Raw genomic sequence first — 22611 nt, forward strand, 5'->3', positions numbered from 1 at the left:
CGGACCGCAAAAACCCCGGGCGTCGCCAGAGCCTGACTCCCTCGTGTTTGCGAGCAGCCCCTGGCGGCCTCGCAGAGCAACGAGGCAGGCGGCCGGCCCCGACCGCAGCACAAAGGAGAGCGCCCGTGGAACAGTTTCGCGGCACCACCATCGTCTGCGTCCGCAAGGACGGCGCCGTCACCCTCGGGGGCGACGGCCAGGTATCGCTTGGCAACACCGTGATGAAGGGCAACGCGCGCAAGGTGCGCCGTGTCTACCACGACCGCATCCTGGCCGGCTTTGCCGGCGGCACGGCCGATGCCTTCACCCTGTTCGAGCGCTTCGAGGGCATGCTGGAGAAACACTCCGGCAACCTCACCCGCTCGGCGGTCGAGCTGGCCAAGGACTGGCGCACCGACCGCGCCCTGCGCCGGCTGGAGGCCCTGCTGGCCGTGTCCGACCGCGAGAACTCCTTCGTGATCTCCGGCAACGGCGACGTGATCGAGCCGGAAAACGCGCTGATCGCGATCGGCTCCGGCGGTCCGTACGCCCAGGCCTCCGCCCAGGCCCTGCTGCAGAACACCGACCTGTCGGCCCGCGACATCGTGGAGAAGTCGCTGAACATCGCCGCCGACATCTGCGTGTACACCAACCACAACCTCACGCTGGAGAGCCTGGACGCGGAATAACGCGCCCGGCCCCACACGAACGATTCGACCAAGGCCCCTTTGCCATGACCGACATGACCCCCCGCGAGATCGTCCAGGAACTGGACCGCTACATCATCGGCCAGGACGAGGCCAAGCGCTCCGTCGCCATTGCCCTGCGCAACCGCTGGCGCCGCCGCCAGCTGCCGCCGGAGCTGCAGCCCGAGGTCACGCCGAAGAACATCCTGATGATCGGCCCGACCGGTGTCGGCAAGACCGAGATCGCCCGGCGCCTGGCCAAGCTGGCCCGCGCGCCGTTCATCAAGATCGAGGCGACCAAGTTCACCGAGGTCGGCTATGTCGGCCGCGATGTCGAATCGATCATCCGCGACCTCGCCGAGGCCGCGGTCAAGCAGCTGCGCGACGAGGCCATCAAGGAGAACCGCGTCAAGGCCGAAGACGCGGCGGAGGAGCGCATCCTCGATGCCCTGCTGCCGCGCCCGCGCAACGCCGGCTTCACCGAATCCGCGCAGGACGACTCCAACAGCGACACCCGCCAGAAGCTGCGCAAGCGCCTGCGCGAGGGCGACCTGGACGAGCGCGAGATCGACATCGAGGTGCAGCAAAACCCGCACGGCGTGGAGATCATGACCCCGCCGGGCATGGAAGAGATGGCCAGCCAGCTGCAGTCGATGTTCCAGAACATTGGCGGCCAGAAGACCCGCTCGCGCCGGCTGAAGATCGCCGAGGCACGCAAGCTGCTGATCGAGGAAGAGGCCGCGCGCCTGATCAACGAAGAAGAGCTGAAGCTGCAGGCGATCGACCGCGTCGAACAAAGCGGCATCGTCTTTCTCGACGAGATCGACAAGGTCGCCAAGGGCAGCGACAAGGGCAGCAGCGGCGAGGTCTCGCGCGAGGGCGTGCAGCGCGACCTGCTGCCGCTGATCGAGGGCACCACCGTCTCCACCAAGCTGGGCATGGTGCGCACCGACCACATCCTGTTCATCGCCTCCGGCGCCTTCCACCTGTCCAAGCCGTCCGACCTGGTGCCGGAGCTGCAAGGCCGGCTCCCGATCCGCGTCGAACTGGGCCCGCTGTCGGTGGACGCCTTCGTGCGCATCCTGACCGAGCCGACCGCCTCGCTGACCGAGCAGTACACCGAACTGATGAAGACCGAAGGCGTGGAACTGCGCTTCGAGGAAGACGGCGTGCGCCGCCTGGCCGAGATCGCCCATGACGTGAACGCGCGCACCGAGAACATCGGGGCCCGCCGCCTGCACACCGTGCTGGAACGCCTGCTGCAGGACGTCGCCTACCGCGCCCCGGACGTCGACGGCGCCGTCGTGGTCGACCGCACCTTCGTCGACGAACGCCTCGGCGACCTGGTCGAAAACGAGGACCTCTCCCGCTACATCCTTTGAAGCCCGGCCCTGCCACGCGCGACTCCGCCCCCCGCCCCCGACCGAGGTCGCGACGCGGAGTAGCCCGGCTTCAATCCGCGCCAGGGCCTCGAGCTGAGGCCCTCACACGCGGACCAGCTGCATGAGTGACTCGAAACGGTAGACGGCCGAACGCCGGCCGGCAGCCTCGCGTACCGGTTGCAGAAGGCCTTCTTCAAGTAGCACGCGGGTGAACCGAGCGGCCGTCTGCCGGGGAATCCCGGCGCTTCGCGTGAAGTGACTGTTGCGAAAGACCGGCCAGGTGAACAGATAGTCCAGGGCGAGGACGGAATACCGCGAGCCGAGCACCTCGGCAAAACGCACCTTCATCGCCTCGTAGTGATCACGGATGGAACGGGCCACGTCCGTGTTGTTTCGGGCCTGTTCGCGCACGGCGTCCAAGAAGAAACAGCACCAGCCCTCCCAGTTGCCATTGGCCGAAATCTCCCTCAGCCGGGCCACGTACTCATCCTTGTGCTCTTCGAAATAACGGCTGACATAGAAATGTGGTGCGGATATGGCGCCCCCGTGCCACAGCATTAGTGGGATCAGCATCCGCCCTACTCGGCCGTTCCCATCCTTGAACGGATGGAGGGCTTCGAACTCCGCATGCGCCACAGCGGTACGAAGCAACAAGGGCACGTCTTCGGAGGCCATGAACTCGAACAGTGCCTGCATGCCATCGAGGAGCTGTTCCGGCGTAGCGGGGACAAAGCTTGCCTCCCGGCTGCCGCGTTCGCCGACATAATTCTGCTCCGTCTTGTATTCACCGGGCGATTTGTCAGCCCCCCGCCCAAATGAGAGCAGTTGCTGGTGAATGCTCCGGAGCAGACCTTCAGAGAGGGGATATCCCTCTTCGAGCTGCGCCTGTGCCACGTTGAGGGCTCGCCGATAGAGAGCGGTTTCCACGACGTCCGAGCGGTACAGAGCGGTAGCGCCGGTGTCGTCCTCGCCCTGCTGTGCTTCCAGCTCCAGGATCTCGTCCAACGTGCTTATGGTTCCTTCCATTCGCGAGGAAATCACCGCCTCCTGACTACGCAACGGGGCCAGGAAAATTTCGCTGTTGTGGATGTTCTGCAGGGTCTGGTCGTAGCGCGCCAGCGCATCGGTTGCGGCCAGCAACGGCGACATGAGCCGGCTGAAGTCGACGTTATGTGGCGGGAAGCCGCCCGTGTGGTATCGCACGGCGCGAGTGCAGTCGATATTCATCCTGCAAGCCTAATTTGTAGTTAATGTTTGAAGACTTATTATCACCAAAGGACCTTGGCGTCAACGAATTGGCCCAAAAAGCACTTGTATCCAAGAAATCCCTTCAGATTGACAGCAAGGGAGTTTGCAAACGTTCCGTTAACATCAACCCAGGTTGTTTCCCATTCACCCGGAACTACGGGTAACAAGCAGCGCTGGCCTCAGCGCTCGTTCATGCTTTCGCGTGCGGCGCGCAACAGCGGCGCCAGGAAATACTCGATGATCCGGCGGTAGCCGGTCTTGATCTCGACGGTCGCCATCATGCCCGGGGCGATGCGGACATCCTCGCCGTGAACGTCCACGGTGTCCTTTTCCAGACGCACACGCACCACGAACACGAGGCCCTGGTGCTCATCCTGTACCGCGTCCTGCGATACGTCCGTGACCACGCCATCGATCGTGCCGTAGCGGGTGTAGGGGAAGGTCTGCAGTTTCACCTCGGCCTCTTGGCCGGCCCGTACGAACCCGATGTCCTTGTTGGGCAGGGTAGCCTCGACTTCCACCGCGCCATCCTCGGGGACCACGACCATGAGCGGACTGGCGGGCTCCACGACGCCGCCCACCGTGTACACGGCCAGTTGTTCCACCGTTCCATCCACGGGGGCGCGCAAGCGTGTCAGGTCATCCAGACGGCGGGCCTTGATCAGTTCCTGGCGCAGGGATTCGGCATCGGAGCGCGCCCGGTGCAGGGTATCCAGCGCCTCGCGACGACTCTCCGCCTGCAGGGCCTTACGCTGCTCCCGGACCTCATGCAGTGCCGCTTCGGCCTCGGCGAGACGGGCCCGCTGCGCCGTCAACTGGTGCGTCGCCTCAATGTAGTTCTGTTCCAGCTCCAGCTGTTCGTGCGCGGCGGCCATGCCCTGGTCGGACAACTGCCGCAGATCCTCGCTGCGGCGCCGGATAATCGGGATGGTGTTTTCCAGGCTGATCAGCATCGCCCGCGTGGCGGCCATCTCCTGTTCGCGGCGTGCGGTTTCCGCATTCAGTTGCTGGATGCGCGCCCGGTAGTGATGGACATGCCCGACCAGCACGCGCTCCTCGATCTGCCGGGCATCTTCCGGGACGGGGTGGTCGGTGTTCAGGAGCGGGATGCCCGCGTCGTTCTCGAGGGCCTCCAGAAAGGCCTCCGACCGGGCGGCCGCCAGACGCGCGGACCGATATTCCACACCCAGGCGTTCCAGGTCGGCGCCGGGCAAGGTCGGGTCCAATTCGACGAGAATTTCTCCCACCTGTACGCGTTGCCCGTCGCGGACGTGGATGGCATGCACGCTGGCGGTTTCGGTCGCCTGGATGGTCTGGGTGCGGCCATCGGGCACCACACGGCCCTCCGCGACCGCAACGATGTCCATCTGCCCGAGCGTGGCCCAGATCACCGTGAGTACGGCCAGCAGCACGATCACACCCATGATCACCCGCGGTAGCGGGTGGATCGGCGTTTCCTGCAGCGACATCGCCGCGGGCAGGAACTCCTGCTCGTAGGGCTGTCGCCGGGGCGGATCCATTTCCCGGCGACGGGCCCACGCACGCGCGACCACCCGCCGGTAGCGGCCGCCGATGTCACCCCAGGCCTGGCGCAGCATCCCCATGGGTCACCTCACTCGCGCTGCAGACTCAGCAGGCCGGCATAGATCCCGCCCGGCCGCTGGGCCAGTTCGTCGTGCGAACCCGATTCGACAATCTGCCCATGATCCATCGCGATGATGCGGTCGGCTCTGCGAACGGCGCTCAGGCGATGGGCAATGATGATGACCGTCCGCCCGCGGGCGATCCGCTCCATGTTCTGCTGGATGACCCGTTCCGACTCGTAGTCCAGTGCGCTGGTGGCCTCGTCGAAGATCAGGATGCGCGGGTCATTCATCAGCGCACGGGCAATCGCGATACGCTGGCGCTGTCCGCCGGAGAGGCTCGAGCCGTGCTCGCCAACCGTTGTGTCGTATCCCTCCGGTGTTTCCAGAATGAAGTCATGTGCGCCTGCCAGCCGAGCGGCGGTCATCACCTGCTCCAGCGGGGCGCCGGGGCTGGCCAGGGCGATGTTTTCGCGAATACTGCGATTGAACAGCATGTTCTCCTGCTGCACGACCCCGATCTGCCGGCGCAGCGAACTGATCTCGGCGACCGCGAGATCGGTGCCATCGACCAGAACACGCCCGCGCTCCGGGACATACATGCGGGCAATCAGCTTCGCCAGCGTGCTCTTGCCGGAACCCGAGCGGCCCACCACACCAATCACCTGGCCAGGGGGAATCTCCAGGCTCACACCGCGCAGGACCTCGGGCCCGTCGGGGCGATAGCGGAAATGCACCTGATCGAACTCGATCCTTCCCTCCAGCCGCGGCAGGCTGCTGCGGTTGGCAAAGGAGGACTCCGTGGGTGCATTGAGGATGTCGCCCAGACGCTGCATGGAAATCCCGACCTGCTGGAAGTCCGTCCACATATTGGCCAGGCGCATGATCGGCTGGGCGACCCGAGCGGCCAGCATGTTGAAGGCAATCAGCTGACCAACGGTCAGGTCTCCCTCGATCACCAGACGCGCACCCAGCCACAGCGTGCCCACGGTCACCAGTTTGCCCACCAGCGAAATCAGCTCGCGCGCGATGGTCGACAGACGGGTCGTGCGGAGGCCGGCGGATACATAGCCGGACAGCTGTTCATCCCACTTCTTGGTGGTCTGCGGCTCCACCGCCATCGACTTGAGCGTGTCGATGCCGTTGATGCTCTCGACCAGAAAGGCCTGGTTCTCCGCCCCGCGGTTGAACTTCTCGTGCAGGCGCGCCCGCAGCGGCGGCGTGATCAGCACGGAGATCAGCACGTACAGCGGCAACGAGGCGAGGACGATTAGCGTCAGCCAGCCGCTGTAAAACAGCATGACCGCGATGAAGACCACGGAGAAGAACAGATCGAGCAACAAGGTGAGCGCGTTGCCCGTCAGGAATTCGCGGATGTTCTCCAGCTCCCGCACGCGCGCCACCGAATCGCCCACGCGCCGCGACTCAAAATATCCCATGGGGAGGTTGATCAGGTGCCGGAACAGACTGGCCCCAAGCTCGACATCGATGCGACTGGCCGTGTGCGCCAGCACATAGCTGCGCAGGCCGGACAGCACCACCTCGAACACCATGACCGCCAGCAATCCGATGGCCAAGACGTCCAGTGTGGTCAGACTGCGGTGTACCAGCACCTTGTCCATCACCACCTGGAAGAACAGGGGTGTGACCAGCGCGAAGATCTGCAGGAAGAACGAGGCCAGCAGCACCTCGCCCAGCAGCTTTCGGTGCTTGACCAGCGCGGGCACAAACCAGGTGAAGTCGAACTTGCCAAGCTCGGCCGTCAGCGAGGCACGCGAGGTGAACAGGATCAGATCCCCCGTCCACAGCGCTTCCAGCCCCTCGTGCGTGATGCGTTCGGCGCGCCCACGACCGGGGTGCTGGACCAACACGTCCTGTTCCCCGGCGCGCGCCAGCACAAAGAAGCGCCCGTCCACGGCCTGCGCAATCGCTGGCAGCGGCGTGCGATCGAGGCGCGAAAGCGTGGTCCGTACCCGCTTGGCCTTCAGGCCGAGGTGCCGGGCACCGCGCAGGATGTGGTCGCCATCGAACGGCTGGCCATCCGGCGCGAACTCGTGGCGCAGCTGTGCCGGATTGGCGGCCACGCCATGATACTGCGCCAGCATCGCGAGCGCGGTCAGTCCCGTATCGATGGCCCCGTTCTCGCTGTGCGAGTCCGGGGCCGCCTTCCCTGGCGAATCCATACTGCCTCACTGTTATGCCAACGGCATCCTGCCGCTGGCATGCAAAAAGCGGCGGCCCCGAGTCGCGGGCCGCCGGATGTCCTGTGCAGAAAGTGGGGCCGGCGCGTAAGCGCCGCCCCCCACGAAGGGCTACTCGGTCACTGCCATGCGGATGCGACGACGGGCTGTAGCTGCTCCCGGTACGCCTCGGGAATACGGCTCTCGTCGGCCCTCGGCGGGTCGAATGCCGCCATGGCCTGCACCAGGTTATTCACCTCTGATGCCGTCAGGACCTCGCCACTCGACAACTCGACCTGATCCAGGGTCTCGCCCTGCGGCCCGAACCAGGAGTCGACCGTGATGCGATCCTCCGTGCCGATAACCTCCACCGACAGATCGCGGCCATCCTGCCGGAACCAGAGCTGGTCCGCCGCGATATCCTCGCCCAAGAGCAGCGTGTCCTCGCCCGGGTCGCGGGCGCGCTCCACGATGCGGTCGTGGCCATCGCCGCGTTCGAAGAAGTAGGTATCGCTCCCGGCGCCCCCGTACAGGACATTGTTGCCGCGACCGCCGTGGATGAAGTTATCGCCGCCTTCACCGCGCAGCACGTTATCACCGTCATTGCCGATCAGGATGTTGTCGAGCTCGTTGCCCCAACCGCGATAATCGCCATCCCCGGTCAGCGCGAGATTCTCGACATGATCGGGCAGGCGAAAGTGGGTCTCCGCCTTCACCGTATCCGTGCCGCCATTCTCCTGAGCGATGACCTTGGTGCCCGGATTGCTGACCACATAGGTGTTGTCCCCGTCACCGCCGTACAGGAAGTTGGCGGAGCGCCCGCCCCCGATCAGCACGTTGTTGCCGCTCACGCCATAGAGGTGGTTGGGGCGCTCGGTGCCGATGATGATGTTGTCTTCGTCGTTGCCACGCCCCACCCGGGCGTCTCCGACCAGCGTCAGGTTCTCCACGTTATCCGGCAGGGTGTAGTCGAACGGGCTGATCACCGTGTCCGTGCCCTGGTTCGGCTTCTCGATCACCACGTCCTCCTCACTGTTGAGGATGTAGGTGTTGTCACCGCGGCCGCCGGCCATCACGTTCGCGCCGGCCACACCGTTGAGGACATTGTCGCCATTGTTCCCCTGGATGTAGTTGTCCAGCTCGTTGCCGGTGCCGTCGATGTCGGCCGAGCCGGTGAGGATCAGGTCCTCGACGTTGTCGGGCAGGGCATAGGTGACCGAGGAACGGATGGTGTCGTGGCCCTCGCCGGGCTGCTCGATCACCACGTCGTCCTCGCTGTTGACCACGTAGATGTCGTCGCCCGCGCCGCCGATCATGATGTTGGCACCGGCGCGGCCATCGATGTAGTTGTCGCCCTCCACGCCGTTCAGCACGTTGTCGCCGGTATTGCCGATGATCACGTTGTCCAGCTCGTTGCCCGTGCCGTCGAGATCCTCGCCGCCCATCAGCGTCAGGTTGTCCACGTTCTCTGGCAGGGCATAGTCGATGTAGGAGTGGACGGTGTCGTTACCCTCGCCGGGTTTTTCGATCACCACGTCATCGTCGCTGCGTACCACGTAGGTATCGTCGCCCGCGCCACCGATCATGATGTTGGCGCCGCCACGACCGTCGATGTAGTTGTTGCCCTCGACCCCGTTCAGGACGTTGTCGCCGGTGTTGCCGATGAGTTCGTTGTTCAGCTCGTTGCCGGTCCCGTGAAGATCCTCGCTGCCCTGCAGGTTCAGGTTCTCCACGTTCTCCGGCAGGACGTAATCGATGTGGGACTCGACCGTGTCATTGCCTTCGCCGGGCTTCTCGATCACCACGTCATCGGCGCTGTGCACCACGTAGGTGTTGTTGCCGCGGCCGCCGATCATGGTGTTGGCACCCGCCACCCCGTCGAGCCGGTTGTTGCCGGAGTTGCCGATCAGGACATTGTCCAGCTCGTTGCCGGTGGCACTGATACCGCTGCGGCCCAGCAGCGTCAGGTTGTGCAGGTTGTCGGACAGGGTGAACGACACATGCGACTGCACCGTGTTGGTGCCATCCCCCGATTCCGCGATCACCTGATCATCCCGGTGCCGCACCACGAACAGGTTGTCGCCTTCGCCACCCACCAGCACATCCGCATCCCGGCCTCCGTGCAGCCAGTTGTCGCCGGCGCCTCCGGTCAGGGTGTTCTCGCCCTCGTTGCCGACCAGGATGGCGTTCTCCTCCCCGCCGGTCAGCTCGTCACCCTCAGTCGAGCCAAGCTGCAACGCGGACAGATCGAAGCTATGACCATCGGCGAAACGCAGGGTGTTGACGCGGTGGCGCTCGGCATCGGCACTGCCGAACCAGTTCTCGATCGTCACGCTGTCGCGGCCGTTGCTGTGCGCCAGCACCAGCGAACTGCCCTCCGCACGGATGTCCAGATCGCCGGCGCGGATCTCCGGGCCGAACTCCAGCACGCTGTGGCCCTCGGCGCCATGCATCTCGATGATGGTGTTATGACCCTGGCCCACATCGAAGCGGTAGGTGTTGTTGCCAGAGCCGCCATAGAGGATGTCGTCGCCCGAACCGGCCTGCAGCACATCGTCGCCATCACCGCCCAGCACCCAGTCGCCACCGGAGCCGGCGGTAAGCTCCGCCCCGTCGTTGCTCGCGAACACGATTTCGGACGCGGCCGAGCCTTCGCCGTCGGCGCGCACCCCGTCCCAGCCGAAGTCGGCCAGGGCCTCCAGCACGGCCGGGTCATCACCGGCCTGTGCGAGCCAGTCGCGCAGCAGACCATGGGAGTCGAAGCCCATGGGCGAGAGCTGTTCGCCCGTGGCACGCTGCAGTTCCAGAAGATCCGCCACGCCATGGGCCGGGTCGGCATCGAACTGCTGGTTCAGGGCCTCCGTGGTGCCCGCGAAGTCGATGCGGATGCCGTCTTCATCGAAGACCAGGTCCATCCCTTCCAGATAGGGCGCCAGGTGGGTCTGGCGCATCATCTGTGCATACATGGTGGTCTGCAGGATGTCGAAGGCCGCACGCAGCTCCCCCGAGGCCATGACCCTCGGGTTTGGACTGCCGTGCTGACGGAACTCCCGCCCCAGGAAGGCCTCCAGTGTGGCGACCTTGCGCCCGTCGATATGGGATCCCCGGCCCTCCGGGTCCACGTCACTGACGCCGGCCCACTCGTACAGCAGGCTCTCCATGCGGGCTTCGCGCGTCTTCACGTCGGTTTCGGCCATGAAGGCCTCAACCTCCCCGCGCAACTGTCCGCTCTCGTCCCGCACCAGCGCCTGATGCAGGTCATGCACCTCGCCATAGCCCATCAGGTCGGGCAGGGTGGCAATTTCCTCCGGCACATCCAGGCGCTCCCGCGCCTCGGTGATGGCCGTATCCTGGATGAACCACACGTCCGTCGCCTCGCCTTCGCGGCCGTCGGCCCACTCGAACCGCCCGATCTGGCGGTGCTCGTTGCCGTGCTCGTCGACGTAGCTGGAGTCCGAGTAGCCCAGATCGATGGAGCCAATGCCGACTTCGTCCAGCGTCAGGAGTTCACCCTCGTCCACTACACCGTTGCCGTTGGCGTCCTGCCACAGGCGCAGGTCGCCCCAGGCCTCGTCGCCCGGGTCAATGCGGCCGTTGCCGTTGGTGTCGTGGATCGCCAGCGCCTCGAAGCCGTTCATGGCGGTCACGCCTTCCTCGATCTCGCTGGCGTTGCCAAACAGCTCGCTTCCGGTCTCGATCTCCTCGTTCCCGGTCAGGTCCATCGCCAGCAGCGCATCCTCCGGCCCCACCCAGCCGGTGGCCTGCGCAAACCCGTCGCTGTTGTGATCGAATTGCACGCCGGCCTCCAGGCCCAGCGTAGAGATCCCGTTGCCGTCCAGGTCCAGGATGATCGGGGAGGCGTGGGACTCGCCGCGGTTGAAGAAGTCGCGCACGTCGCCAATCAAGTCACCCACCCAGAAGTCCCAAGCGGACTCCAAGATGCCGGGAAGACCCCCGGTCACCTCCAGAAAGTCCGTTAACCAGGATTGGACCGAGCCTACCCCGGAGACAAGTGCTTCACCCACCTCCGCAATTCCGTCCGCCACTCGCTCAATTCCGGCATCTACCGTGTCCGCGACCGATTCAAAGGCATCGGTCAGGGTGTCACCGGCGGATTGCGCGGCATCTTGGACCCCGCCAATCAGATCCATTGTGGCTTCGTAAATCGACGCGTCACCATCAGACTGCGTCAAAGCCACCACCGCAAAACCTGTAGCAGCCACAGTTGCCACCGCCAACACGGCCGCGCCAGCCGTAGCGCCAATAGCTACCGTTGCCCCGGCAGCTGCAGCCATACCGACCAACGCAGTCGTGTCAGCCAGAATCGAGAGGGATGTGCTATTCCGGATGTACCCCAACTCGGCGAGATCCTCTCCTGCCACATTAAGGTTATGCCGGAAAGATGCGACGGCCAGTGGGGCGCCTACAAAATTAATGGTCCTGCTCGCCACCGACGCCAACGATTGCAAACCGTCTAGGGCCGCTATTGACGCGCCAAGGGAGTCCTGGTCATCTAAATTACTCGCTGCACCCGCAAACTCCGCCGGTGATAGCTTCATTTGAAGGGCCGACTGCATCAAGTGCAGATGTTGTTCATCAAACCTACGAGCCATAACAAACATCCTTGTATTGTTATCCGTTTGAAATCTTATTAATCAATATTTCTATTGACCCACCAGACGCGCATGAGAGGAATCACCCCGAGGACGAACCACCATATAAAAAGCCACGGAAACCTTTCCTGCGACGCTTCCAAGCGTGGCTCTATTTCCTCGTAATCCACGAGAGCCTCTCCCTCGAATTCGAGATGATAAACCCTAGTTGATGGACCAAAGATGCTAATCTTCCTGTGCAGCCAGACCGTAACCGGCTCCCCAATGATCTTCTCGCCATCTTCGCCCAAAGGGATCGCCCCAAAATAGCGAACAAGATCGCCATCGCCCACGTCCATGACAATTGAACGACGAGCGCGCCCTCGGCCTTCATTAATACTCTCCACCACACCTTCTTGTCTCGTCAATCCATCCATCCCGGGGACAACATTTAGACTATCCACGTAGTCAGACACAGCAAAGAAAAGAAAAAAAAACGAGAGGATATACCAACCTCTGGAGGTTTTTCTCTGTAGCGCCCGGACCACGAAAACTTGATAGGCCCAACTGTCTTTGGTCCAACTAGCCCATCTAGAATGAGAGGTAGACTCAGGCACCCGTCTCATCGTTTCGGCCCCCAACTTTTCCCAACCTCGATGATAACCTTAGCGGTGTCTGAGCGCCCCTGAAGACGAGGAATTGCGTTACCGCATGGAAACAGGTGCTCGCTCTGGGTCGAAACTGGAGGTCAAGAACGAGACGGGAAATGATCCGTCGTGCAACTACCGTCAGCACGCGATACGGCGAGTGACCACCCTGCGGTTGGCCCCAACTGACCACGATGGTAACCGTTTGGGAGGGCTCCATGAGATGCCGATGAACAGCCCCCATGCCGACGGGATTTCGCAGAAAATTCCGCTCCCAGCGGGCGTGCCAGAATGTGCCAATCCGTGGCGAGGTCATGGCTTTTCCCTGTCCAAGAGTGATGGTTTTAGAGGCGGCCGGCTTCAGGCGACCCTGTCAAAGTTGCTGCCGAAGGTCGGCGCGTTAGCTGCAGGGCGCACCAGCGCCTGATGCAGGTCATGCACCTCGCCATAGCCCATCAGGTCGGGCAGGGTGGCAATTTCCTCCGGCACATCCAGGCGCTCCCGCGCCTCGGTGATGGCCGTATCCTGGATGAACCACACGTCCGTCGCCTCGCCTTCGCGGCCGTCGGCCCACTCGAACCGCCCGATCTGGCGGTGCTCGTTGCCGTGCTCGTCGACGTAGCTGGAGTCCGAGTAGCCCAGATCGATGGAGCCAATGCCGACTTCGTCCAGGGTCAGGAGTTCACCCTCGTCCACCACGCCGTTGCCGTTGGCGTCCTGCCACAGCCGCAAGTCGCCCCAGGCCTCGTCGCCCGGGTCGATGCGGCCATTGCCGTTGGTGTCGTGGATCGCCAGCGCTTCGAAGCCGTTCATGGCGGTGACCCCTTCCTCGATCTCGCTGGCGTTGCCAAACAGCTCGCTTCCGGTCTCGATCTCCTCGTTCCCGGTCAGATCCATCGCCAGCAGCGCATCCTCCGGCCCCACCCAGCCGGTGGCCTGCGCAAACCCGTCCCCGTTATGGTCGAACTGCACACCGGCATCAAGACCCACCGTGGAGATGCCGCTGCCATCTAGATCCAGGATGATGGGGGAGGCGTGGGACTCTCCGCGGTTGAATTTATCGATGATCTCTTCGATTGTTCCGTCGTCAAATCCGTCCCTCCAGCCTTTCTCCCATATGCCGATCAACCCACCCTCTTCCCCAAGACGCCGGGAAAATTCGTCCTTCTCGTCATCCCCGATATGCTTCTTAAGGTTTTCCTTTTCCCAGTCATACAATTTAGCTCCCCCGGCGATCTGGTTATACAAAATCCCCGTTAGAGAGGCCGCCCCAGCCCCAACCACTGAATACTTACTTAGCGCTCCGAACGCCAACCCAGACGCGCCCGTAACGGCGATACCAGCGGCACTATTAGCGACCCTATTCATGTCACCATCCCGAGCCGCCACGAAAAACTCTAGGACAAGCAATGGATACGTTCTAACCAAGCTGTGGAGTCGATCAAAAACCCTTAGCTGGCCAGACCTTTGATTCTCATTTTCAACATCAAGATTATTGTCCGACCAATGAATCAGATCTCGTATCCCGGACATCCAAGTATCAATCGCACCCCGGACAATCGAAATCGCCTGCTCGGGCGAGCTAACACCACCCGAACCACCATCTTCCGTGTCGTCAGGTGTAGTGGTAATTGGGTCTAGGACGAGCACCTCTTCCGCATTCTCGCCATCCCGAAGGATAATCGGATCATCCGATGAACCGATTACCCCTTCGGCTTCCGGATCCGACGGGTCAAGCAGACGCAGCTGATGTTCCGATTCTGGCTGATGATTCAGCTCGCTTTCCATGTCACTCATCACAACCTCCTTGTATTAGTGAATATGCGGAATCAAGGGGCTCGGGCAGCCCTTAAGAGCCTGGGGATCTCCGGAATCAGGGCAAGGTGAACCCCAATGAAAGAACCACAAAACAATGCCAATGGAACCCACGCGGCCAAAATTCCCAAACGAGCCTCAAAAAAAACACCATAATGCCTGTACGACCTGTCATTAGGACCCATAACTGGATCTGGGTCAGAAGAAAAAACAACGAAATAGACCGCGTAGTAGACAATTGGAAGCGCGACGAGGATAACCCCCTGCCTAAAGGCGCCCTCTTGGAGAAAATTTACCGCCATCCCCAGAATCGATCCACGGCGATTACAGCAGGCCACCAGCGCAGCAGTTGCGACCACCAAAAAGAAAAACACCACGAATACGTACGGCATCTGTTCGCGAAGCCCGTAGGAGCTGGTGGTAAAACCACGCGCAGCGGGAACATGCTCCCATAGCCAACCCGCTGGAGCGGCCAGCCAGAATGGAGGCGCTGCCGGGTCCATGTGATAAAGGATGTAGACGAGGATCCCTTCCGCTAGCAACGCGAGCGAAGCCATAGCGATCAAGGCGTTTCGCCAGCGTCGGGCCTCGGCCTCAGTTGGTCCCGGATACTTTGACAGGACGTCGATAAGGGATTGTCGAATACTCATGTGCGAACCCGGACGGGAAGAAGGATCATCGACGCCATGGCAATGCCCCGTGGGTGACTCATTGAGGGAGTACACCTAGTCGACGGAAGCCAATTTAGCCACGACCCGAGCCATACAAATGCACGCTTGCCGGCAGCTGCCGACAGAAGGCCCTCGTGACCCTTGCGCTTCTGATGCACACAGGAAAGGCCGCCACCTTTTCGAGAAGGTCGCTCATTCGGGAAACTCCAAGGTTTGGCCGTCGGCAAGGCGCACGGCGTATAGACGGTGTCGCTTGGGTTGTATGGAACTAAACCAGTTCTGGATGCGGATGCTGTCCTCGCGGTTTCGGTGAGCGAGGACCAGTTCGTGACCTTCGATCTCGATATCGAGGTCTTCGGCGTGGATGCCCGGAGCCACTTCGATGACGCTACGGCCGCGGTCTCCGTACATCTCGATCAGGGTGTTGTGGCCGCTGCCGACGCCGAACCGGTAGGTATTGTTGCCGGCTCCGCCGTACAGGAGGTCATCACCGGGACCGGGGTGCAGGGTGTCGTCGCCATCCCCGCCGAGCAGCCAGTCCCCACCGGGTCCGGCCTTCAGTGTTGCGCCACCCTCATGCGCCACCACGATCTCGCGCGCCGCCGTGCCCTGCCCGTCGATGCGCACCGCGTCCCAGCCCAGCGCCATTAACGCGCTCTGTAGAGTTGGGTCGCTCCCCGCCTCGAGCAGCCAGTCGCGCATCAGGCGGTAGGGGTCGAAGCCCATCGCCCGCAGGCGCTCGCCGCCAGCCCGTTCAAACTCGAACAGGTCGGTCAGCCCCCGGGCCGAGTCACGCGCGAAGGTTTCCTGCAGGTTGCTTGTTGTGTCGGAGAAGTCGAAGCCGAGACCGGATGCGTTCACGCGAAAGGCGATCGCATCGAAATAGGGCGCCAGGTGCGTCTGCCGCATGAGCTGGCTGTACATCGCCGTTTTCAGGATGTCGAAGGCCTTGTGCAGCTCAGCCGCACCGCCGGGGCGCGGGTTGGGGCTCCCCTGCTGACGGAAACCCCGCTCCAGAAAGGCCTCCAGCGTGGCCAGCTTGCGGCCATCGATGTTGGGCCCGCGGCCTTCCGGGTCGATGTCGGCGGCGCCAGCCCACTCGAACAGCAAGCCCTTCATGCGTGCACGACGAGCCTGCACGTCGAGCTCGTCGCGAAAGGCGTCGAGGTGTTCGCGCAAACGCCCGTTCTCGTCATGTTCCAGGGCTTTGCGAAGATCCGGCACGCGACCATAGCCCCGGAGGTCCGGCTCGGCTCCGACGGACTCCAGAAGGTCCCGACCAGAATGATCGCCAAAGGGCGACGAACCCGGCTGCCGTTGAGAATCCCCGGATGCAGGTTCCGGCGAGCCGTCACTCGAGGAGTCTCCCATCGAGAATGAGCGGCCCGTGGCTGCGGAGTATCCTCGCTCGAACCCGTCGGCAAACTCGACCGCAAACTGGTTCATGCCGTTGCGAACATCGGGCACGTACGCGTACCCGGCACCCAGTCCGGCCAGTCCTAGCAATACGGTAACCAGGGCCGGCTTCATGCGATCGCCTTCCGAGCGCCCCCGGCAGTAACAGCCCAGTTCACGTGCGCAGTGGTCGATTGCGAGGGGCACCGGCCGAAGCTGCAGGACCAAGAAGCTTCAGGTCGGTCGTATATGAAACATCCGAATACAACACGAGGGCCTGCCCATCGAATGCTGGCGAGGTCTCCGTAGCCGGATTCTTGTCGAAGTGTGAGCGCGCCAATCCGTGGCGAGGTCATGGACAATCCCTTTCCATGAGAAAGGCTGCGGATGCTGAATGGGCTTTGGATCCGTGTCAAGGCGCGCCCACTGAGCGCCCGGCTCGCGCAAAAGCTGCCGATGCTTCCGGTGGCTCCAGTCTCTGGCATGGCGAGGTCGGTCCCGTTGCGCCCTTGGCGAGGGTTCGGGTCAGCGAGAAGCGTCAGGCCGGGGCCTTTTGAATTCCTTCAGGATGTTCCGGCTCATCTGGAAAATGGCAGCGGAGATCTCGGGTGAGAGCCCGGCGCCATCTTCGAGGCGGGCGGGCTCGATGCCGTGCACGATGAGAGTGTCCGGGAGATCGCCCAGGGAGCGGGCGAGTTCGACGGCCTCGGCGAGGCCGATACCGTGGGAGGAGTAGCGGGCGCCTCGCGGCAGCGGCTCGCGGGCGTCCAGCCGGTGCAGGGTGCCGGGGGCAGCGCCGGTGACGATGGCATCGACGAGGATCACCGGCTCGTAGCCCTGCCACAGCTCCATCAGTTCGGCGGGTTCGCCTTGGCTCTTCGCGGTGGCGAGACCCGGGGTGCCGGCCAGCGCGTCCACCACGGCATGACCGATCCCGTCGTCACCGCGCCAGGGGTTGCCGACGCCGATGACCAACGGCCCTTTGCCGGTGATTGGCACGGCGGGAGCCGTAGCCAATGCCTTTTGCGGGCGTTCCGGGGCTATGGGAGTGTTTCGTGCCGCCTGAACAATTTCTTCGCGGCGCTCGTCGCTCAGATCCGATCGCCACTCTTCGGTCTCGGAGGCCGGCAACAGCCGTTTTTCCTGAGGGTTCTGTCCGGATGGTCGTGCCACGGGGCGCTCCCGGTCCTGGCGATGGCTAACGGGGCGCGCCCTCGCTTTTCCGGGCGGCGGTGGTCGTTTCCAGCCGCTCCGCCAGCCAGATCTTGATGATGGATTGGCGGGTGACGCCCAGTCGGCTGGCTTCTCGGTCCAGGGACTCGATCATCCAGTCCGGGAAGTCCACGTTTACCCGCCGTTGTTTGCGGAGCGGTCGTTGGGCCCCGGACAGATCCAGGGCATCGGTCATCTCTTCTCCGCTGTCAAAGCGCTCGTCAAATGTCTTCGCTTTCATACAGCGCAACCTCTTCTTTGCGCGACCTGCGTACCGAAATGATACGGACGCAGGCCTCTCGGTGAGTGACAACGGCGGTCCAGTGCCTTCTTTCAATGCGACCGATCACCAGAAAGCGGGGTTCGTCCTCCGTGCGGCCGGGGACCTCGAGCAGATCGGGGTCCCGCCAGAGGGCCTGGGCGGTCACGAAGTCGATGCCGTGTTTCTCCAGATTCGATCGGCTCTTCCGTTCGTCGAACTCGAATGAATGCACAGTGTAAAAATTATACCTTTATGCTACCAGATCGGCGGGCTTCGTTCGCGCAGAATCAAGCGTTCCGTTTTGCTCAAGGCATCACTTTCGGTCGACGGTGAGATCGAGGAAGTGGGTGGCGCAGGAGATGCAGGGGTCGTAGTTGCGGATGGCGACCTCGCAGTGGTGGCGCAGTTCGTCGTCCGGCAGGTGGAGGTGGGTCTGCACCAGTTCGCGCAGGTCGGCCTCGATGGTGGGCTGGTTGACCGAGGTGGGCGGGACGATCTTGGCGTCGGTGATGATGCCCGCGTCGTCGATGCTGTAGCGGTGGTAGCAGATGCCGCGCGGGGCCTCGGTAGCGCCGAAGCCGGTGCCGGCGCGCGGGGTGACCGGCAGCGCGGGTTCGGCCGGCGCGGCCCGGTAGCCGTCGACCAGGCGCAGGGCCTCCTCGAAGGCGAGCACGATCTCGACCATGCGCACCTGGATGCTGCGAAACGGGTTGCGGCAGGCCGCGCCCAGCCCGGCGCGCTCGGCCAGCTCGGCGGCGCGCGGGGTGAGGCGTTCGCGGTTCAGCGCGAAGCGCGCCAGCGGGCCCATGAACACCGGTTCGCCACTGTCGGAGCGGTGGCTGTGCAAGGCGTTGGAGTGGGCGACGTGCTCCTCGGTGAAGACGTCGTCGTAGTCGCGGATGGCGGCGTCCAGACCGCTGCCGGAGCCGAGGCGGCCGTGGGTGATCGGGTATTCGTCCGGGTGCACCAGCGACACGAACTCGTAGTCGCGCTCCAGGTTCGGGTAGTCGAGGGTGGCGAGGAATTCGGCCACCTCGCAGGACGCCTCCAGGCCCCAGGCCAGGTCCTCGCGCAGGCCGGCGACCTCGGCAGGCGTCGGCGTGCGGTAGAAGCCGCCGACGCGCAGGTTGACCGGGTGGATCTCGCGCCCGCCCAGCAGGCGCAGGATGGCGTTGCCGATCTTCTTGATGCGCAGGCCGTTGCGCACCATTTCGGGGTGGTCCTTGGCGGCGGTGACCGCGTCGGGATAGCCGAGGAAGTCCGGCAGGTGGAGCATGAACACGTGCAGGGCGTGGCTCTCGATCCATTCGCCGCAGTAGGCCAGCCGGCGCAGGTCCTGCAGCACGCCGTCCACGGTCACGCCGCAGATGTCCTCCATCGCCAGCGAGGCGCCCAGCTGGTAGGCGATCGGGCAGATGCCGCAGATGCGCGCGGTGATGTCCGGGGCCTCGCGGAAGTCGCGCCCGCGCAGGAAGCCCTCGAAGAAGCGCGGGGCCTCGAAGATCGACAGCTTCACCTCCTCCACGCGGTCGCCCTCGGTGCGCACGTACATGGCGCCCTCGCCCTCCACGCGGGCGAGGTAGTCGACTTCGATGGTGCGGGTCTCGCTCATGGTCCGTTTCCTGATTCTTCGCGCTCGCTCTCCTCGCGGAAGGCGTCGGCGCCGGCATTGAAGGTGCGGTAGAAGCGCACGCGGGTGGCGCGCTCCATGCCGAGGGCCTCCAGCTGCCCGGACAGGCCGGGCGCGTTGGGCGTCTCCTTGGGGCCGAAGCAGCCGTAGCAGCCGCGGTGACAGCCGGGGCACAGCGCGCCGCAACCGGCGTGGGTGACCGGGCCGAGGCACGGCGTGCCGTGGGCGACCATCACGCAGACCTGCCCCGCCCGCTTGCACTCCTCGCAGACGCTGGCGCTGGAGACCTGCGGGCGGCGGCCGTAGAGGAACGCGCTGATGACCTCCAGCAGCTGGTACTTGTCGATCGGGCAGCCGCGCAGTTCGAAGTCCACCGGCACGTGCTGGCTGATCGCATCCGAGGTGGCCAGGGTCTCGATGTATTCCGGGTAGGCGTAGACCTGGCGGGTAAATTCCTCGACGTCCGCGAAATTGCGCAGGGCCTGGATGCCGCCGGTGGTGGCGCAGGCGCCGATGGTCACCAGGAACTTCGAGGCTCGGCGGATCTCGCGGATCTCCTTGGCCGCCTCCGGCGTGGTGATCGAGCCCTCCACCAGCGTCAGGTCCCAGGGCCCGTCGATGCGAGTGCGCGTGGCCTCGGGAAAGTGCGCGAGCTGAATCCGGTCGGTCACCGCCAGCAGCTCGTCCTCGCAGTCGAGCAGCGAGAGTTGGCAGCCATCGCAGGAGGCGAACTTGAATACGGCAAGGGTCGGACGTTCGGCACTCATAGTTCCCGTATCCGGAAGGCCGGTTCCATCACCGGGTAGGGGAAGACCGGGCCGTCGCGGCAGACGAACTGCGCCCCGATCTGGCAGTGCCCGCAAAAGCCCACCGCGCAGCGCATGTTGCGCTCCATGGAGACGTAGATGTCCTCCGGCTTCAGGCCGCGGCGCTCCAGCGAGGCGGCGGCGAAGCGCATCATCACCTCCGGGCCGCAGACCATCGCGACCGTGTTGCGCCGGTCGAAGCCGCCGCGGTCGACGAGCTGGGTGACCACGCCGACATCGCCGCGCCACGCGGCGGTGCCGCGATCCACGGTAATGCGCAGATCGAGATCATTGCGCGCGGCCCAGGCATCCAGCTCGTCGCGGAAGATCATGTCGCCGGGCGAGCGCGCGCCGTAACAGATCACCACATGGCCGAAGTCGTCGCGCCGTTCCAGCGCCGCATGGATCACCGGCCGCAGAGGGGCCAGACCGATGCCGCCGGCGACCAGCACCAGGTCGCGGCCTAGGGCCTGCTCCACCGGCCAGGCGGTACCGAACGGGCCGCGCAGGCCGACCACCGCGCCGGGTCCCAGATCCTGCATCGTGCGGGTCACGCTGCCCACCGCGCGGGTGGTGTGCACGATGCCGCCATCAGCGGTGATCGCGGACACCGAGATCGGCACCTCGCCCACGCCGAACAGGTAGAGCATGTTGAACTGCCCGGGCGCCGGCGGCGGCTCCGGCTCCACCCCCGGCTCGGGGTACAGCGTCCAGCTGAACACCTCGTTGCTGGCGACGTCCGGCCGCACGGAACGGATGCGCCAGGGCTGCGGGGCCATCGCCTGCTCCGGCAGGGCGCTGTCGGCGCGGGGCTGCAGGGTCTCAGGTGCCATGCCCGGGCCCTCCGTGGCTGTAGATGTCCAGCGCCTGCAACCGCGCGGCCTGCAGCCGCTGCACGATCAGCGCGGAAAAATGTTTCATCAGCATGTAGCCGAACGCCGGGTCGGCCTCCATGTGCCCCCGCAGCACGCCGGCATCGAAGCGCAGGGTATGCAGCTCGGACAGGGCACGAGCGTCGTAACTGGCGCGATACGGCGGCAGCAGCCATGACCAGCCGAGGATGTCGCCGGGCCCCAGGGTCTGGAAGGTCACGCAGCCTTCGCGCAGCGGGCTCTCCAGCGCGACCTGGCCCTCGCGGATCAGCCAGAAGGTCTCCGCCGGCTCGTGGTCGCGCATCAGCCGCGTGTCCGTCGGGTAGCTGAGCTTCGCGGCGCAGGCCGCCAGCAGGCGCCGGTGTTCCGGCTCCATGTCGGCGAAAAACGGCTGGTCTTCGAGGATCGCCTGCAGCTCGTTCATGCCCGGCCCTCCGGGTCGCGGCGTACCGCCGTGACCTCCTCGGTGATGTCGATCCCCACCGGGCACCAGGTGATGCAGCGCCCGCAGCCGACACAGCCGGAGGTGCCGAACTGATCGTGCCAGGTCGCGAGCTTGTGGGTGATCCACTGGCGGTAGCGCGCGGCCACCGAGTCGCGGTGGGCGCCACCGACCAGGTGCGAGTGTTCCTGGTTGAAACAGGAATCCCAGCGCCGCACGCGCTCGGTGCGCTGGCCCTCCAGATCGGGAACCTCCTCGACCTGCGAGCAAAAACAGGTGGGGCAGACCAGCGTGCAGTTGGAGCAGGACAGGCAGCGCTCGGCCGTCTCTTCCCAGCGCGGGTGCTCGAAGGCCCGGTTCAGCACCTCGCGGGCGTCGCCGGGCATCTGCCGGCCCATCTTTTCCGGGGCCTCGGCCCATACCCGTTCGGCCGCGGCCTGCTCGGCGTCCGTGGCCGGGCGCGGCTCCAGCCGCTCGAACATCGCGCGCCCCGCCTCGCTCCCGGCCTCGACGACCAGAAAGTGCTGCCCGCCGTCGACCACCTCGGTCAGGGCCAGGTCGTAGCCCTCCTGCGCACGGGGCCCGGTATCCATCGAGGCACAGAAGCAGGTGCCGCCGGGCTCCGCGCAGTGGGCCGCGACCATGAACACGTCCCGACGCCGCGCCGCATAGCCGCGATCCTGCACCGCCTGTCCCAGGAACACCCGGTCCTGCACGGCGATCGCCGCCAGCTCGCAGGCGCGCATGCCGATGAACGCGCGCGGCGGGACCGCTTCGCCCGGCTCGGTCACGAAGCCGCCGTCCGGCTGACGGGTCAGCCGGAACAGGGTCTCCTCGGGTGGGAACAGGTACTTCTTCCAGGAGTGCGGCCCGACCACATAGCCGAACAGGGCCGCGTCGTCACGCGCGCGCAGGCGGTAGTGGCCGGGGGCGTGCTCGTCGGTCCAGCCCGCCGGCAGGTCGTCGAGACCGTGCACGCGATCGTAGACGATCGCCCCGTCGCGCCGCGTCGGACCCACCACCTCGTAGCCGTCGCCGGCCAGCAGGCGGATCAGCGTGTCCACGGCTTGCGGTGCGATCACTTCCACAAACGACTCCTGCGCCTCGGGCGAGCCGCGCGGTACGGCCAAGCGCCCACACGCACCCATAGTGCGGCAAGAGCGAGGCGCGATCCAGCGACACCCCTGGCTGGTAATAGCCAGAATACCT

Annotated in this window: 17 protein-coding genes and 1 pseudogene; 2 read left to right on the top strand and 16 right to left on the bottom strand. The window is 64.6% G+C overall.

What is annotated here, in order from left to right:
- Nucleotides 1-125: 125 nt before the first annotated feature.
- Complete coding sequence (gene hslV / locus C995_RS0101225) at nt 126-668, top strand: ATP-dependent protease subunit HslV (protein WP_018139854.1); 543 nt, start codon at nt 126-128, stop codon at nt 666-668.
- Nucleotides 669-712: 44 nt separating this feature from the next.
- Nucleotides 713-2047 (top strand): ATP-dependent protease ATPase subunit HslU, encoded by a 1335-nt coding sequence (gene hslU, locus C995_RS0101230; protein WP_018863194.1) that lies wholly within the window; start codon nt 713-715, stop codon nt 2045-2047.
- A 102-nt stretch (nt 2048-2149) separates the two neighbouring features.
- On the opposite strand, the gene C995_RS0101235 is transcribed toward hslU, so the two are convergent.
- From C995_RS0101235 to C995_RS0101310, 16 genes and pseudogenes are all read right to left on the bottom strand, one after another.
- Entirely contained in the window at nt 2150-3274 is a 1125-nt protein-coding gene (locus C995_RS0101235) for a Fic family protein (protein WP_018863195.1), read from the bottom strand.
- A 200-nt stretch (nt 3275-3474) separates the two neighbouring features.
- Nucleotides 3475-4899 carry an HlyD family type I secretion periplasmic adaptor subunit gene (locus tag C995_RS0101240; protein ID WP_018863196.1) on the bottom strand — a complete coding sequence of 475 codons (1425 nt, stop codon included), beginning with the start codon at nt 4897-4899 and terminating at the stop codon, nt 3475-3477.
- Nucleotides 4900-4907: 8 nt separating this feature from the next.
- A complete protein-coding gene (locus C995_RS0101245; RefSeq protein ID WP_018863197.1) occupies nt 4908-7061 on the bottom strand; it encodes a type I secretion system permease/ATPase in 2154 nt (717 codons plus the stop codon).
- 137 nt (nt 7062-7198) lie between these two features.
- On the bottom strand, nt 7199-11209 hold the full coding sequence (locus C995_RS0101250) for a calcium-binding protein (RefSeq protein ID WP_018863198.1): 4011 nt from the start codon (nt 11207-11209) through the stop codon (nt 7199-7201).
- 500 nt (nt 11210-11709) lie between these two features.
- On the bottom strand, nt 11710-12057 hold the full coding sequence (locus C995_RS0101255; RefSeq protein WP_231362395.1) for a hypothetical protein: 348 nt from the start codon (nt 12055-12057) through the stop codon (nt 11710-11712).
- 651 nt (nt 12058-12708) lie between these two features.
- A pseudogene (locus C995_RS0101260) lies at nt 12709-13416 on the bottom strand (hypothetical protein); the annotation flags it as partial.
- A gap of 710 nt (nt 13417-14126) precedes the next feature.
- A complete protein-coding gene (locus tag C995_RS0101265; RefSeq protein ID WP_026278872.1) occupies nt 14127-14762 on the bottom strand; it encodes a hypothetical protein in 636 nt (211 codons plus the stop codon).
- Between the two features lie 213 nt (nt 14763-14975).
- The gene (locus C995_RS0101270; RefSeq protein WP_018863202.1) at nt 14976-16313 is read right to left on the bottom strand and encodes a calcium-binding protein; all 1338 of its coding nucleotides are present in this window, start codon (nt 16311-16313) and stop codon (nt 14976-14978) included.
- Between the two features lie 390 nt (nt 16314-16703).
- Complete coding sequence (locus C995_RS0101275; protein ID WP_026278873.1) at nt 16704-17177, bottom strand: hydrogenase maturation protease; 474 nt, start codon at nt 17175-17177, stop codon at nt 16704-16706.
- A gap of 199 nt (nt 17178-17376) precedes the next feature.
- On the bottom strand, nt 17377-17586 hold the full coding sequence (gene brnA / locus C995_RS0101280; RefSeq protein WP_018863204.1) for a type II toxin-antitoxin system BrnA family antitoxin: 210 nt from the start codon (nt 17584-17586) through the stop codon (nt 17377-17379).
- 25 nt (nt 17587-17611) lie between these two features.
- Nucleotides 17612-17884 (bottom strand): BrnT family toxin, encoded by a 273-nt coding sequence (locus C995_RS0101285; RefSeq protein WP_018863205.1) that lies wholly within the window; start codon nt 17882-17884, stop codon nt 17612-17614.
- Nucleotides 17885-17965: 81 nt separating this feature from the next.
- Nucleotides 17966-19264, bottom strand: a complete 1299-nt coding sequence (locus tag C995_RS0101290) for a Ni/Fe hydrogenase subunit alpha (RefSeq protein WP_018863206.1) — start codon at nt 19262-19264, stop codon at nt 17966-17968.
- A complete protein-coding gene (locus tag C995_RS0101295) occupies nt 19261-20049 on the bottom strand; it encodes an oxidoreductase (protein ID WP_018863207.1) in 789 nt (262 codons plus the stop codon). Before C995_RS0101295 ends, C995_RS0101290 begins: the two co-directional genes overlap by 4 nt.
- On the bottom strand, nt 20046-20921 hold the full coding sequence (locus C995_RS0101300) for an FAD/NAD(P)-binding protein (protein ID WP_018863208.1): 876 nt from the start codon (nt 20919-20921) through the stop codon (nt 20046-20048). Before C995_RS0101300 ends, C995_RS0101295 begins: the two co-directional genes overlap by 4 nt.
- Nucleotides 20911-21384: a Crp/Fnr family transcriptional regulator gene (locus tag C995_RS0101305; RefSeq protein WP_018863209.1), complete on the bottom strand. Its 474-nt coding sequence runs from the start codon at nt 21382-21384 to the stop codon at nt 20911-20913. The genes C995_RS0101300 and C995_RS0101305 overlap by 11 nt, the downstream gene beginning before the upstream one ends.
- The gene (locus C995_RS0101310; RefSeq protein WP_026278875.1) at nt 21381-22490 is read right to left on the bottom strand and encodes a 4Fe-4S dicluster domain-containing protein; all 1110 of its coding nucleotides are present in this window, start codon (nt 22488-22490) and stop codon (nt 21381-21383) included. Before C995_RS0101310 ends, C995_RS0101305 begins: the two co-directional genes overlap by 4 nt.
- Nucleotides 22491-22611 lie beyond the last annotated feature (121 nt).

This window comes from Thioalkalivibrio sp. ARh3 (genome assembly GCF_000377265.1).
Taxonomy (GTDB): domain Bacteria; phylum Pseudomonadota; class Gammaproteobacteria; order Ectothiorhodospirales; family Ectothiorhodospiraceae; genus Thioalkalivibrio; species Thioalkalivibrio thiocyanoxidans.

Coding starts and splice junctions, on each gene's coding strand:
- C995_RS0101295 (WP_018863207.1), bottom strand. CDS start 20,049: ATGAGTGCCGAACGTCCGACCCTTGCCGTATTCAAGTTCGCCTCCTGC.
- C995_RS0101245 (WP_018863197.1), bottom strand. CDS start 7,061: ATGGATTCGCCAGGGAAGGCGGCCCCGGACTCGCACAGCGAGAACGGG.
- C995_RS0101250 (WP_018863198.1), bottom strand. CDS start 11,209: ATGGATCTGATTGGCGGGGTCCAAGATGCCGCGCAATCCGCCGGTGAC.
- C995_RS0101290 (WP_018863206.1), bottom strand. CDS start 19,264: ATGAGCGAGACCCGCACCATCGAAGTCGACTACCTCGCCCGCGTGGAG.
- C995_RS0101305 (WP_018863209.1), bottom strand. CDS start 21,384: ATGAACGAGCTGCAGGCGATCCTCGAAGACCAGCCGTTTTTCGCCGAC.
- brnA (WP_018863204.1), bottom strand. CDS start 17,586: ATGACCGATGCCCTGGATCTGTCCGGGGCCCAACGACCGCTCCGCAAA.
- hslU (WP_018863194.1), top strand. CDS start 713: ATGACCGACATGACCCCCCGCGAGATCGTCCAGGAACTGGACCGCTAC.
- C995_RS0101265 (WP_026278872.1), bottom strand. CDS start 14,762: ATGAGTATTCGACAATCCCTTATCGACGTCCTGTCAAAGTATCCGGGA.
- C995_RS0101235 (WP_018863195.1), bottom strand. CDS start 3,274: ATGAATATCGACTGCACTCGCGCCGTGCGATACCACACGGGCGGCTTC.
- C995_RS0101240 (WP_018863196.1), bottom strand. CDS start 4,899: ATGGGGATGCTGCGCCAGGCCTGGGGTGACATCGGCGGCCGCTACCGG.
- C995_RS0101270 (WP_018863202.1), bottom strand. CDS start 16,313: ATGAAGCCGGCCCTGGTTACCGTATTGCTAGGACTGGCCGGACTGGGT.
- C995_RS0101300 (WP_018863208.1), bottom strand. CDS start 20,921: ATGGCACCTGAGACCCTGCAGCCCCGCGCCGACAGCGCCCTGCCGGAG.